We start from the raw sequence: 12935 nt of genomic DNA, 5'->3' as shown, positions 1-12935 counted from the left end.
TGTATGCCCTCAAGGTTTACCCGTCTCGTCAGCCAGAGTAGGTTGCGGCCCGGGCTCGCCCTCGTGAGGAGGCTCACGCAGTAGTCGCAGCAACACCCAGAGACCCACGCCGAAGATCACCACATAAAACGAAAGGATTGTCCACGTCGCCCCTACTACCTGCTGTCGAGACACCGAAGACAGGCTGTCAGCCGTGCGCAGCAATCCATAGACGGTGAAGGGTTGGCGTCCGACCTCGGTCACCACCCAGCCGCTCAACATCGCCAGAAATCCGGCCGGGGCCATCAGCACGCACCCTCGGAGCATCCAACGCGCTGCGTACAGCCGTTGTCGCCAGCGCAACACCAGGCTGGCCAGGCCCTGCCCCACCATCAACAGGCCCAAGCCGACCATGAAACGGAAGGCGAAGAACACCGCTGGTACAGGCGGGATGTCCTCAGGCGGAAATTCATCAAGGGCGGCGATAGTGCCACTCAGGTCATGCCGCAAGTAGAGCGACCCTATGCGCGGAATCGCCACTTCCCAATGATTGCGTCGCTCAGCCATGTCCGGAAGTGCGAACAAGCGTAATGGTTCGCCCGCGCCATCAGGCGGGCGAGTCCAGGAGCCTTCGATGGCAGCGACCTTTTGCGGCTGTACTTTAAGGCTGTGCTCACCATGAAGATCCCCCACCAGGATTTGCACTGGGGTGAGCAACACAATCACCCACAGCGCCATGGAGTATGCAAGCCGAGCGCGCGGGTTCTCGGGCCCCCGTAACAGCTGCCAGGCGCTGACACCGGCCACCAGCGTGGCGCTGCCGATCAGCGCGGCCAACGTCATATGCACAAGCCGGTAAGGGAACGACGGATTGAAGATGATCGCCCACCAGTTTTCGGCAATGAAGCGGCCATCGGCGCCAATGGAGTAACCGGCGGGTGTCTGCATCCAGGAATTGGCCGACAAAATCCAGAACGCGCTGATCAGCGATCCGACCGCCACCGCACAAGTGGCGAAGAAATGAATCCGAGGGCCGACCTTCTTCAATCCGAAGAGCATGATGCCAAGAAAACCGGCCTCTAGAAAAAAGGCGGCCAGCACTTCGTAGAACATCAAGGGGCCGAGGATGTCTCCCGCCTGAGTCGAAAGCCGCGACCAATTGAGTCCGAACTGATACTCCAGAATCAGTCCCGAGGCAGTGCCCACCGCTACATTGAGGGCAAACACTTTTAGCCAGTAAAGGTAGACGTCCAGGTAGATCCTTCGCCCGCGCCACAGCCACAGTGCTTCGAGCACGACCAGAAAGTTGGCCACGCCGATGGTGAAGGCCGCCAGCACGATATGAAAACTTATGCTGATCGCGAACTGGGCACGCGCCGCCATCAGCGCAGAATCAACCGCGTCCATGGTGTACACGCACCGTTAGCCGACAAGCGCAGAAATCAGCTATTAGCAGCAGCGAACGATGGCTAGGAAGATAGGCAAAGGTGTTGGCGGGAAGAGGCATGGCACATGTCCAATGTATTGGTCGGTTGACGCTCTTGGGTGGCAATGATTCCGAAAATCAAAGTTCAAAATCTTCCCCTCTGAACAGGCAGAATCAAGCGGGAGGGCATCGGTCGACTTGGTTCCAATGCTTCCCTCACGATAGGTGCTCATGTTTTTAGATCATATGATGCAAAACGATAAATAGAGCGTCCTCCCCGCAAGCCGCTTCAGGGACGAGCTGATTGGGCTGCGACTGGCGAGGCGAACACATTAAACATTAGCTCCTCCCCGCGAATTAACCTCACTACACTTATCCGATTTCCACGAGACAATGCTCTCGTCGAGATTCTTGCCATCGGCCCAGTCCTTGCTTTGGCACGTTTTACAGCCCCTATCTTTTGAGGCTGTGTTCATGCCGAGGTGGGCATAAACGACCGACAGCGGAGTCAACAACGGAGGTGTTCATGGTAGTGGAAGCGACGGTGACTCTATTCATGGCGGCTCTGTCTGCCACCGTGATGGTCGTAACGGCGGCAGTTGCATCAACCGTAGTCACAACGGCAACGTTCACGCCGATGGCGAATTGTACCAACTGCACCTCTGGACTCTTGCCTACTGGCGACTCTGGAGTCCACGCCGCTTCCTGTGGTGATAATGGTGCTCATGCAGACCGGAAGTCTGATGACAATCACCGAATTCATGCATGACGTGAATCTGATAGCTTGGTAAAAACTCTCTGAAAATCGTTTCGGAACTCCCGTTGAAGAGCCTCAGTCAAAACTTGGTGTGGCATCCTGTGCCCCTGAGAAATCAAAAATGAATAAGAAAGAGCTCATAGGCAAGCCTCCGGCTGTTCCCCATCGTTCGTGGATAAAAAAACTAGGGCCCGGCCTTATCACAGGCGCGGCAGATGATGATCCAAGCGGTATAGCGACCTACTCGCAAGCAGGCGCGCAATTTGGCTTTAATACGCTGTGGACGTTGTTTTTCACCTTCCCCCTGATGGTCGGCATTCAGATCATCAGCGCAAAAATAGGCCGAGTCAGCGGGCACGGGCTCGCTACCAATATCCGCAGCAATTACCCTTGGCCTTTTTTATATGGCATCGTCGCCCTACTGATGTTTGCCAATACCATCAATATTGCAGCGGACATCGCTGCGATGGGCACGGCGTTGAAGCTATTGATAGGCGGATCGTCTCAATTCTATGCAGTCGGCTTTGGTCTGGTTTCTCTGCTTCTGCAAGTGTTCATCCCGTATAAACGTTATGTGCGAGTACTCAAGTGGCTGACACTCGTGTTACTGGCTTATGTGGGCATTGTGTTTGCCGTGCACATTCCATGGGGGCAGGTCGTTCGCCAGACTGTATGGCCTAACATGTCCTGGAAGCCGGAGTATATAACAATGGTGGTTGCCATTTTTGGCACAACGATCAGCCCCTATCTCTTCTTCTGGCAAGCATCACAGGAAGTTGAAGACATGGAAGCTGACCCCAAGTCTCAGACGCTGCTTGATGCGCCTGACCAAGCGCGAGCCAACTTTACTCGCATCAAAATTGACACAATAGTGGGTATGGGAATTTCGAACCTCATTGCGTTTTTTATTATGTTGACCACAGCTGTCACACTAAATATGCATGGCACCACAGATATTCAATCGTCCGCACAGGCGGCGGGTGCTTTACGACCGATTGCGGGGGAGTTTGCATTTTGGTTGTTCAGCGCAGGCATTATTGGCACGGGTATGTTAGCGATTCCCGTACTGGCAGGCTCTGCTGCTTATGCAGTGGCCGGTACATTTAAATGGAGAAATAGCTTGGCGGCTAAGCCTGAAGCAAACAAAGCGTTTTATAGCATTATCTCTGCAGCAACATTATTAGGTGTATTGATTGGCTTTGCTCCGATCGACCCCATTAAAGCATTGTTTTGGAGCGCAGTCGTCAATGGGGTGATTGCGGTGCCTGTCATGTTCATCATGATGTTGATGGCATCGCACAAAGAAATAATGGGCTCTTTCGTCATTCACCCCGGGCTGAGGGTATTGGGCTGGAGCTGTACCATAGCAATGGTTTTTGTCGTGATCGGTATGCTCTGGGGCATGTTTTCAGTGTAGAACCTTTTTCTGAGATTTAGCCAGTCGCCTCAGTCATGGCCAGTGGGTGGTTCCCCAGGAGAATCGTGACTTGGGCCGTCATCCATAGCATTCAAGGCTTGGCCCGGTTAATCGCACGACCGCTCTCATTTCGCTCAGTGGCCCAGATGTGATTTCTCCGACTTAAAGGATATGAGAGTTCTGTAGCGATGACTCATTAAGATGAGAACTCCAAGCTGCACACGCCTCCGAATGTTGGGTTACAGCCGCACACCATCTTTCACCGGAAAGCTCGCGAGTTGCGACCAACATCATCATTCGGTTAATAGCCGCATCCAGATCTAAAAGCAGCTCATGAGATTTAAATCTAAAGTCGTCCGCTGCGTTCATGTCGGATCCTGTGCTCAGCGGGCCTGACTCGAAGCTGTGTCGCAGTGCCCACCAAGAATCTTGATTGCGGTTTTTTATGGATCAGCCAGAGCTGATGGACGGCAATAATCTTGTCTGGTGAGAGCTGACCTATGCCCTTGGACTTAGATCAATCACTGTCCACGCCTTTTTATCCGTTTGAATGGATCACCATCGGTAACGTGACCACGAATTCGCTACCCATGCCATCACCCTCGCTCATACCGGTAACTTCGCCGCCGTGTGCCTCAACTAGCTCGCGGACTACTGTCAGTCCGATGCCCAAGCCTGACCCATTGAATCCGACGGCATGCACGTCTTGAACATAGGGGTCGAAAATAAACGGGAGCGCTTTAGCGGAAATGCCGATTCCATTGTCGGAAATCTTTATCTTCAAAACGTCGGACGCTACTGTTAAAGACAGTTCGATTCTACCGTGGGTCGGTGTGTATTTAGCCGCATTCGCTAGAAGGTTTTGGAGAATCTGCGCGAGGCGCCCCGGGTCACCATTGACCATCAAGATGCCATTGGGAAGATGGACGTTGAAATGCTGCTCTTGTGCGCTCATCAAAGGGCGGCACGCATCAATGGCTTCACGCAGAACTTGAATTATGTCGACATCGCGGCGATTGAGTCGCAACTTGCCAGTGCTGGCACGGGAGACATCCAGCAGATCATCGACCAGCTGTGACATATGTTGCACTTGGCCTTCGATCAACTCCCGCATCCGAGGCAGCTGATCGCTAGGCAAACGCACCATACGTTCTGCAATCATACTGATAGGCGTTAATGGGTTACGTAGCTCATGGGCCACAGTCGCCAGTATGCTTTTTTGCTGACTCAGTGCGCGCTCGGCTACAGCCTGAAGGTCTTGAGCACTGAGCGCCGCTATGACCAGCTGTGCATTAGCTTCACGCAGTTCCTGGTACAAACGTTGCTCTTCCAAGCGAGGGGCAACTATAGCGTCAGACTGCACCATGAGTTTCGCCGGTACTGGCTGCTGATTGGTCTCAATCACTTGCTCGACCTGCTGGCTATCCACCAGCCGGCTGCTGGCGTCGCTCAACTCTTTTTGCAGTGCGGCTAATACGGCGCGTGCTTCAACGGTTTTCTGGCCAAGCAGGAAGAGTTCGTGAGCGGCATTAGCGATCTCACGCTCATTCGTGCCATCGACATTACTCATGAGTCGAGCTCAAGCATTTTTATCTCCTGGATGTGATACACCTGAAATCCGCTTTGTGGGTCGGCCTCCGAGCAGACCTTCTTGGTCATGAAGCATTTCGCCAATCTGTAAGCCGTTTTCATCGACGCGGTACAAGCGCAGCTCATCGGAGTGGGCACTGGCCCGCACCTTGACCACGGCCATGATGCGCAGTAAGCGGCTCTGCACTTCAATGTAGCGCTGAACGATGATTGCGTCGGTGAGAAATGCCGTGCCGTAAGGGCTGAAACGCAGGTCGGTATAGCGGTCTTCCAGCTCTGAGGTCATCAACACGCTGACCCCGGTGCTCGTCAAAGCAGTGACCATGCGCGACAGCGACTCGCGAAAGTCTTCGCGGAAGGTCGGCGCGAGCGCCAGTTCGAAGCCAGACAGCGAATCGATCACCACGCGGGTGGCTTTCAGTCGGCTGATCTCGCTGAGCAGTAAATGCACGATTTCGTCGATGGACAGGTCCGGGGCGCGGCTGTCCACCAGACTGACCTGTCCGCTCTGGATCAGGCCCGAAAGGGTGGCGTTCTGGGAGTGATTAGGCCGCTGTTCAAACACCGCGATCACACCGGTTTCACCATTGCGCGCGCCCTCGGCGAGGAAGGTCCCGGCCAGAATGCTTTTGCCCGAGCCCGACGGCCCGGCCACTAGCAAGGAATAACCACGGGGCAGGCCGCCGCCAAGCATCTCGTCGAGTTGTGGCACGCCCATTTTCAGGCGTTTGATCGGGAACTCCAGCGGAGCTTCAACCGGGTTGAAAGTCGCAGGCGCAAAGACCTTGATGCCCGATGTGGCGATACGGAAGGTGTGCAGCCCCGGCAATGTCGGCTGGCCGCGCATCTTCATGATTTCTATCTTGCGCACCATCGAGTTGCGCTCAACGCTCTGGCGCAGCCAGATCAGGCCGTCGGCCACGGTGAAAATCGGGTTGGTATCGGTTTCGGTGAAGTATTCGCCAATCAGGAAGGTCGTCGCCTGCCAGGTGGTCATCAACATGCCCAGTTGCTGAACGAACTGCGGCAGATTGTTGTTCGGGTTGTCCTGGGTCTGGCTGGCCAGCACCACCGAACGGAACGAGTCGACGAACACCAGTGACGGGGAGTGCGCCTCCACCTCGCTGACGATGCGCCGCAACACTTCATCCAGATTCCCGGCCAGGGTGTCGTCAGTCAGGTTGACGTAGCGGATCGAGTGGTTGATCGCTTCGCTGTCGAAAAAGTCGAATTGCTGCTGATAACGCAACATCTTCAGCGGCGGCTCGCCGAGGACCGTAAAAAACAGCGCCGGGCGCTCGGGCGTCGCCAGAGCGAACATCATCTGATGCGCCAGGGTGGTTTTGCCACAGCCAGGCGGGCCTGCGATCAGGTTGAACGAAAACTCCGGCAAACCTCCGCCCAGCACCTCGTCCAGTCCTGGCACGCCGGTGGCCAGGCGGTTGATAGTCACTTTGGTGCTCATGGCGAATTTTCCTGCGAAGGGGTGTCGCTCAAAGAAGGTTCCCACACGCCACGAAGCAAACGTGCGGTGAGCGAGGGCCCGATCAGCGTGGTCAGCAGCTCGTAAAACGTGGTCAGCAACAGGTCACCGAAAAACAGCGCATCGGCGTCGCTTTGCTCGATGAGCACGGATTTGAGGGCAATCAGATCCATGCCTGCCTGCACTCTGTCACAGGTGCCGGCCAGTCGCGGATGATTGGAAACGCACAGATTGAGGCTGCGGCGATAAAGCGCGACAACCCCTTGTTGACCGATGATGGGCCTGAGGGCTGCGTCCATATCCTGCAAGGTTGAAATAATTGCGTGGGCGGTCTTTGCAAGATCAGCAATGTCCCCAACCCGGCGCGCCAGAGAAGCTACGATCTGGCGGCCCTCTTCGCTTTCCCTGGACATGGCTCACTAATTTTTGATGGGCACCTATCGATGGTACACCCTATAACCTGTGATCGAGTTTTCATTTGGACGCAGAGCTGATGATGTTCGGATACCCGCTAGGTGGCTGCCGAGAAGTATTCCCAACCAGCAAGGACTTGCCTCTCTGTCTACGTCTCAAACACCTGGATTTGCGATTTGGATATAAACCGACCAAATGCCAAGCAATATCCAGAACGTCGCAAAGATCCAAGGTGTGCGCACCGAAAACAGCAACGCCTTTCGGTACCCCTTGTGCGTGGACTCTCGCTCACAAAACAAAGGCGATTCGTCATACGCCAACCCCACCACAGGCTCGCTACGCAATAGCTCGCTCTGCTTGAAATGCCAGTGGTCGATAATATCGTATGCCGCGCGAATGCCAGGCCAAGCATTCAGCAAACTTAACACCCCAAGTAACGCAAGAAACGGTGGTACCACTAGCGTGAACAACTTGCCCCACTCTGGGTTGAGATTGCCCATACAAGAGGCAAATGCGATGACTAAAAAGGACTGGGATGCCAGATAGGCGTCAGTTCGATTGGACAAGATGCTGGTCTCGTAGTGAATCTCTCTACGATAAAAATCCAAGCGCTCCTTTGGCGACCCGAACATCCTGGCATTGTGCTCGTTTAGTGCGGTGTCACTTATCTGGGAAGTCAAAATTCTCGGCAAAACGGATTCTCCTCAACAGGTAATAAACGCTCTAGCATCAACCTGCGCCGTGCTCAGCTGACGCCGGCCCTTTTGTAATACCTCTGGGTCCAGCGGCTCTTCCCTTAGATCCAACAACAGCACCATCACTGCTTCGCTGATCCAGAAATATTCTGTTTGCATGATGCACCTCCACATTCATAGTGAATCGCAACGGGACATTGGTGCGATGGCGCCGTCTCTGAAACAGGTTTGCGGAACGGAACTGGGAGCCAAGGTGTCACTTGTATTAGACACCTTGGTGTCGCACATCCTGTGGAGATAGAGAGGTCGTTTTTATGAACAATATCATCTACATCGTTGGGGCAGTTGTAATCGTCCTTGTTATCCTGTCATTTGTCGGTCTTGTATAGACTGCCAGCTGAGAATCGCTTTGGTAACCGGATGCGGTTTAGTACGAGCCAAGCCACGGCACTTGGAATAACAACGAATTTCCGACATGTACCCAACAACCCCTGACAGTCGCTACTTCGTAATCAAAGGACAGCCGTGGCGCTGCGCCAATCCATCGCTGTCTGCGGATGCACGGCAGCTCCTCGTCGACGAACTCATGGCAGCACGCCGTGAGGTAAAGGCAGCGAAAGCTTCTGGTGGGGCGACGGGAGCCCTGACTTCAATAGACGTCAGGTTACCCATACGCCCTATGCTGAATGGTACCGATCATTGCGCGCAGAAATCGCAACACCGTCAGAGTCGAACTGAACTGTGGAAAGCGACCAGCAGTAACGTTGCGCCCTCAGATCTACCACCGGAACGCTACGCTAACTCTCAAAGAAAATCCCTCGAGCTGATATCTCAGCACATCAAGGTTATGACCCAGCCATAATTATTGCTGAGCCATAATTTCAAATAATTTCGTCAGCGCCATCATGTGATGCGGTCAGGAGATTGGTATGTGTCCGGGCATCCCGTCTTGCGTCACTAAACCGGTTGCCACCTGTGCGGCAGCAGCTCCGCAATATCACTCGCTCGCTGCGTCGGCAGGCGCGTGAGGACGTCCTTTAAATAAGCAATAGCCCGACAGCGCCGTCCAGCGTTTTAGGCTGTAATCCGGAGTTTTGCTTATCGCCGAACCGTCGTGCACGATCTGGCGCTGGGCGATCATCCAGGCATGCAGAGTATCCATCACCGGCACGGCTTTTTCTTGCCGTATTCGGCGGCGTAAATCCGGTTCAAGGTCGCGGGCTTCGCTCTCGATTTCATAACGCAGCTGGATGTAGCGCAAGGCCTGTTCGGCGAGCTGGCTCTTGTTGGTGGCGTGCAATTCGCGATGCATGGCGGCGCCTGTTTGGCGTATCACGCCAGACTAAAGCACAGCCCAATGATGCTGACCGACTGCGCAAATACCTGGCGCGCTTAGCCCTCGACTGGAAGCAGGTGTCAGGTTGAACTGCACCCGCAGATACATCCGCACGGATGTGCCGCCCCCTGAAAACCATCTACCACAACGCCACGGTATAGCTGACGATCACGCGATTCTCATCCAGGTCATTACCGAAGTTCGAACGCACTGACGCGTTGCGCCATTTGAGGCCGAGCCCTTTCAACGAACCGTCCTGCACCACGTAAGCGATATCGGTATTGCGCTCCCATTCCTTGCCTTCACCCGGCGCCGTGCGTTGCACATTGTCGCCAGAGATGTAGCGCGTCATGAAGGTCAACCCCGGCACACCGAGTGCGGCAAAGTTGTAGTCGTAGCGCGCTTGCCAGGAATGCTCGTCGATGTTGGCGAAGTCACCGATCTGCACGAAGTTGACCAGGTACGGATCGCTGCGCCCGATATACGGAAACGGATCGTCGCCGCTCATGCGTTGATAGCCAAAGCCCAGCGCATGACCGCCCAGGCTATAGGTGAACAACGCACCGAAGGCCTGGTTGTCGATATCTCGAAAGTTGCCGTCTTCGGTGCTGCGCGCATAGCGTACGTCGCTCTTGAGCGACTGGCCGGAGCCCAGGTCCAGCACGTGCACAAGCCCGAGGTAATTTTGCTGGTAGATGTTTTCCAGCTTGCCGTAGCGGTACTGCGCGGTCAGGTTCGGCAGGAACTGATAGTCCGCCCCGGCAAATTGAAACCTGTCACTCTGCCCGCCAATGCGGTTGGCGGTCATGTCCTGATAGTCGGTGGAGTCGACAAAATTGATCTGCGTGAGCTGACCGGCCGTGAGCTTCAAACGATCGATTTCCTGCACATTCACCAGGCCGCCTTTGAACGTGCCCGGCAACAGGCGGGTATCGTTGGAATTCACCACCGGGTCCTTGATCTGCAATGTCCCGAATTTCAAGGTGCTGTTGGACACGCGCATTTTGCCCGTCAGGCCTAACTCGCCATAGCGATCCTGTGAGCCGCCGGACAAATCCGGTGGCAACAGATTAGTCCCCGCCGTCCCGCCACCGGAGTCCAGTTTGAAACCGGCCATGCCCAAAACATCCAGGCCGAAACCGAACGTGCCCGCGGTGTAACCCGACTCCATCCGCAACAGAAAACCCTGAGCCCATTCCTCGGCCTTGTCGCGCGAACCGTCCTGGCGAAAATCACGGTTGAAGTAGAAGTTGCGCGCTTCCAGGCTGCCTTTGCTGTCCGCGACGAAATCCGCCTGAGCGGCCGTTGCACAGAGCAGACTCAGGACGAGCAACGAGCCCGCCTGGGCGTACCCACCGAACGAGCCGGTGCGGCCCACATTTGAAGGCATGTGATAAGTCATGGTTTTTTCCATGGAGGAAGTTCCTGCGACAGCAAGCGAAGATGACGGACACGCCTCATTGTTTTTTTGTGAAGGCGTTGTCGTGGGGGCGGACGCAGTGACCTGCGTCGTGGAGCGGATTCTTCGTGTCGGGGCAGAACGGCGTCAAACGGGAAAAAGACGAGGTTATGCATAAGAAAATTTGATGCCCGCGAAGGCGGACTCTGGAGTAACAATTGCAACCCGCCCCCTCATTACAAGAGCCACAAGCGCCAAGGGAACCGCCATGAACCTCAAATTCCTCGAAACCTTCGTCTGGGTCGCCCGCCTGCAAAGCTTCAGCCTGACCGCCGAGAAAATGTTCAGCACTCAGGCAGCGATCTCCAGCCGGATCGCCGCGCTGGAAGATGAGTTGGGCCTGCGCCTGTTCGTGCGCGATTCACGCGGGGTGTCGCTGACGCCCGAAGGCCTCAAGGTGCTCGACTACGCCGAGCAGATGCTCGAGGTCCAGCGCGCGTTGAAACGCTCGCTGGACAACACCAGCCCGCAGCAGGGCCTGGTGCGCATCGGCGTGATGGATACGGTGATTCACACCTGGCTCAGCCCGTTGATGTCGACCCTGATGCAGACCTTCCCTGCCGTGGAAATCGAGATCACTGCCGACGCCGCGCGCAATCTCTGCGAGCAATTGCAAAAGGGCTATCTGGACATCGTTTTCCAGACAGACCTGATCCGCCACGAAAGCGTGCGCAACCTCGAACTGGCGCACTACCCCATGCACTGGATCGCCGCCAGCAACTCGATCTATGCCCGGCCTTATGCCTCGCTCACCGAGATGGCCGGTGAGCGCATCATCACCTTCGTCAAACACTCCCGACCGCATCAGGATGTGCTCAACCTGTTGCACGCCCATGGCATCGGCGCTCCGCGCGTCAGTTGCGTCAACTCGGTGTCGGCCATGACCCGGTTGATTCGTGACGGCTTCGGTATTGGCGCCTTGCCGGCGGCACTGGTGGCCAAACCCCTGGCCAGCGGCGAGTTGATCCAGCTGGATCCCGGTAGCCGTTTGCCGCAACTGGATGTCGTGGCCTCTTGGCGCGCGGGGGTCGGATTGGAACTGATCGAGAACATCGTCGAGATGAGCCGCCAGGTAGTCTGCCAATACGCTGCGGATGTCGGTCCGTTACTCATGGTGGCGGCGCCGGGCCTCGATAGCCGACTGCCCCCTGAATAACTTTTAGTTGTCTGGGGGCAACAACATTCCTTGTTGGACGGCATCACCGTGGTTTTCTAAAAAGGGTCAACGAACCTGCCGAGATGCCATGATGAATCAACCCGCCCTGTCCTTCGAACAACTGCAGCGCAGCACCCCTCTCGCCCTGCGCCAAAGCATCGCCGCCGGGCACTATCAGGGGCACACCAGCGGCCTGGGCCAAGGCCGGGTGCAAGCCAATATCGTGATTCTGCCCAGTGATTGGGCCAATGAGTTCCTCAGGTATTGCACCCTCAATCGTCAAGCCTGCCCGCTGCTCGACATTACCGAACCGGGCGATCCGTATTTCCGCAATCTCGGAGCAGCCATTGATATTCGCCATGATGTGCCCCGATACAGGGTTTATCGCCATGGCGAACTGAGCGAAGAACCGCTGGATATCGAGCACCTTTGGCAGGATGACCTGGTGGCGTTCGCCATCGGCTGCTCGTTCTCCTTCGAACAACCGTTGCTGGATGCCGGCATCCCCCTCAAGCACATCGATCTGGGGCGCAATGTCGCCATGTACCAGACCAACATCGACACGCGCCCCACCGCTCGCCTCGGTGGCAAGCTGGTGGTGAGCATGCGGCCGATGAAAGCCGCTGCCGCCATCCAGGCCATTCAAATCACCGCACGCATGCCCAATGTCCACGGCGCTCCCGTGCACATCGGCGATCCGTCGCTGATCGGCATCCACGCGCTCAACACCCCGGACTACGGCGATGCCGTCCCCATTGAGGCTGACGAAATACCGGTGTTCTGGGCGTGCGGCGTGACGCCTCAATCGGTGGTGCAGGCCTCACGCCCGCCACTGTGCATCACCCATGCGCCCGGCTGCATGTTGGTGACGGATTTGTACAACAGCGCTTTGTAAAGGCGTGGGTGTGCCGTAATGCCAATCAGTTAAGGAACGACACAATCCGTAGCAGCTGTCGAGCTTGCGAGGCTGCGTTCGGCTGCGCAGCAGTCGTGAAATCAGGCAGTGCGGTGTTTCAGGAAGACCGCAAACTCAGGTTTTACGACTGCTTCGCAGCCGAACGCAGCCTCGCAAGCTCGACAGCTGCTACAGATCGCGATTTGGCTGCCTATGCAAAGTCGAAGCCTTGTAAAACCACTCAATGTAGTCAACGATGCAATTGGCCTTCGTCCCTTGTTTTGTGCCATGGACCCTGCCCCATTTCCTGAATGTTCAGGACTAAAGT

The 12935-nt window shown here is 55.8% G+C and carries 10 protein-coding genes and 3 pseudogenes; 5 read left to right on the top strand and 8 right to left on the bottom strand.

Features of this window, described 5'->3' with window-relative positions; genetic code table 11:
• Positions 1-9: 9 nt before the first annotated feature.
• Positions 10-1386, bottom strand: coding sequence for a cytochrome ubiquinol oxidase subunit I (locus JFU47_RS00855; protein ID WP_201180220.1), 1377 nt, complete (start codon positions 1384-1386; stop codon positions 10-12).
• An 897-nt stretch (positions 1387-2283) separates the two neighbouring features.
• Here JFU47_RS00855 and JFU47_RS00850 point away from each other — a divergent pair.
• Entirely contained in the window at positions 2284-3579 is a 1296-nt protein-coding gene (locus tag JFU47_RS00850) for an NRAMP family divalent metal transporter (protein ID WP_201180219.1), read from the top strand.
• Positions 3580-4117: 538 nt separating this feature from the next.
• On the opposite strand, the gene JFU47_RS00845 is transcribed toward JFU47_RS00850, so the two are convergent.
• The 5 genes from JFU47_RS00845 to JFU47_RS00825 form a co-directional block, all read right to left on the bottom strand.
• Positions 4118-5149, bottom strand: coding sequence for a sensor histidine kinase (locus JFU47_RS00845; protein WP_201180218.1), 1032 nt, complete (start codon positions 5147-5149; stop codon positions 4118-4120).
• A 9-nt stretch (positions 5150-5158) separates the two neighbouring features.
• On the bottom strand, positions 5159-6634 hold the full coding sequence (locus JFU47_RS00840; protein WP_201180217.1) for an ATPase domain-containing protein: 1476 nt from the start codon (positions 6632-6634) through the stop codon (positions 5159-5161).
• Complete coding sequence (locus tag JFU47_RS00835) at positions 6631-7065, bottom strand: hypothetical protein (protein WP_242485025.1); 435 nt, start codon at positions 7063-7065, stop codon at positions 6631-6633. The genes JFU47_RS00840 and JFU47_RS00835 overlap by 4 nt, the downstream gene beginning before the upstream one ends.
• A 156-nt stretch (positions 7066-7221) precedes the next feature.
• Positions 7222-7758: a hypothetical protein gene (locus JFU47_RS00830; protein ID WP_201180216.1), complete on the bottom strand. Its 537-nt coding sequence runs from the start codon at positions 7756-7758 to the stop codon at positions 7222-7224.
• Between the two features lie 12 nt (positions 7759-7770).
• On the bottom strand, positions 7771-7920 hold the full coding sequence (locus tag JFU47_RS00825; RefSeq protein ID WP_201180215.1) for a hypothetical protein: 150 nt from the start codon (positions 7918-7920) through the stop codon (positions 7771-7773).
• A 316-nt stretch (positions 7921-8236) separates the two neighbouring features.
• Between JFU47_RS00825 and JFU47_RS32945 the strand changes: the two are divergent.
• A pseudogene (locus tag JFU47_RS32945) lies at positions 8237-8499 on the top strand (hypothetical protein).
• A 219-nt stretch (positions 8500-8718) separates the two neighbouring features.
• On the opposite strand, the pseudogene JFU47_RS00820 reads toward JFU47_RS32945, so the two are convergent.
• Positions 8719-9064, bottom strand: a pseudogene (locus JFU47_RS00820) (IS66 family transposase); the annotation flags it as partial.
• 5 nt (positions 9065-9069) lie between these two features.
• Between JFU47_RS00820 and JFU47_RS33425 the strand changes: the two are divergent.
• Positions 9070-9186 (top strand): annotated as a pseudogene (locus JFU47_RS33425) (hypothetical protein); the annotation flags it as partial.
• A gap of 50 nt (positions 9187-9236) precedes the next feature.
• Here the strand turns inward: JFU47_RS33425 and JFU47_RS00815 are convergent.
• Positions 9237-10499 carry an OprD family porin gene (locus tag JFU47_RS00815; protein ID WP_446739621.1) on the bottom strand — a complete coding sequence of 421 codons (1263 nt, stop codon included), beginning with the start codon at positions 10497-10499 and terminating at the stop codon, positions 9237-9239.
• A gap of 265 nt (positions 10500-10764) precedes the next feature.
• On the opposite strand from JFU47_RS00815, the gene JFU47_RS00810 reads away from it, so the two are divergent.
• Both JFU47_RS00810 and JFU47_RS00805 read left to right on the top strand, forming a co-directional pair.
• The gene (locus tag JFU47_RS00810) at positions 10765-11712 is read left to right on the top strand and encodes a LysR family transcriptional regulator (protein ID WP_123368427.1); all 948 of its coding nucleotides are present in this window, start codon (positions 10765-10767) and stop codon (positions 11710-11712) included.
• A 91-nt stretch (positions 11713-11803) separates the two neighbouring features.
• Positions 11804-12607, top strand: a complete 804-nt coding sequence (locus JFU47_RS00805; protein ID WP_201180528.1) for a putative hydro-lyase — start codon at positions 11804-11806, stop codon at positions 12605-12607.
• Positions 12608-12935: the final 328 nt, after the last annotated feature.

The organism is Pseudomonas sp. TH39(2020) (genome assembly GCF_016650715.1).
In the GTDB taxonomy this organism is placed as follows: Bacteria; Pseudomonadota; Gammaproteobacteria; order Pseudomonadales; family Pseudomonadaceae; genus Aquipseudomonas; species Aquipseudomonas mandelii_C.
This window is presented reverse-complemented; position numbering and strand designations above follow the sequence as displayed.

Coding starts and splice junctions, on each gene's coding strand:
- JFU47_RS00855 (WP_201180220.1), bottom strand. CDS start 1,386: ATGGACGCGGTTGATTCTGCGCTGATGGCGGCGCGTGCCCAGTTCGCG.
- JFU47_RS00850 (WP_201180219.1), top strand. CDS start 2,284: ATGAATAAGAAAGAGCTCATAGGCAAGCCTCCGGCTGTTCCCCATCGT.
- JFU47_RS00845 (WP_201180218.1), bottom strand. CDS start 5,149: ATGAGTAATGTCGATGGCACGAATGAGCGTGAGATCGCTAATGCCGCT.
- JFU47_RS00840 (WP_201180217.1), bottom strand. CDS start 6,634: ATGAGCACCAAAGTGACTATCAACCGCCTGGCCACCGGCGTGCCAGGA.
- JFU47_RS00835 (WP_242485025.1), bottom strand. CDS start 7,065: ATGTCCAGGGAAAGCGAAGAGGGCCGCCAGATCGTAGCTTCTCTGGCG.
- JFU47_RS00825 (WP_201180215.1), bottom strand. CDS start 7,920: ATGCAAACAGAATATTTCTGGATCAGCGAAGCAGTGATGGTGCTGTTG.
- JFU47_RS00815 (WP_446739621.1), bottom strand. CDS start 10,499: ATGACTTATCACATGCCTTCAAATGTGGGCCGCACCGGCTCGTTCGGT.
- JFU47_RS00810 (WP_123368427.1), top strand. CDS start 10,765: ATGAACCTCAAATTCCTCGAAACCTTCGTCTGGGTCGCCCGCCTGCAA.
- JFU47_RS00805 (WP_201180528.1), top strand. CDS start 11,804: ATGAATCAACCCGCCCTGTCCTTCGAACAACTGCAGCGCAGCACCCCT.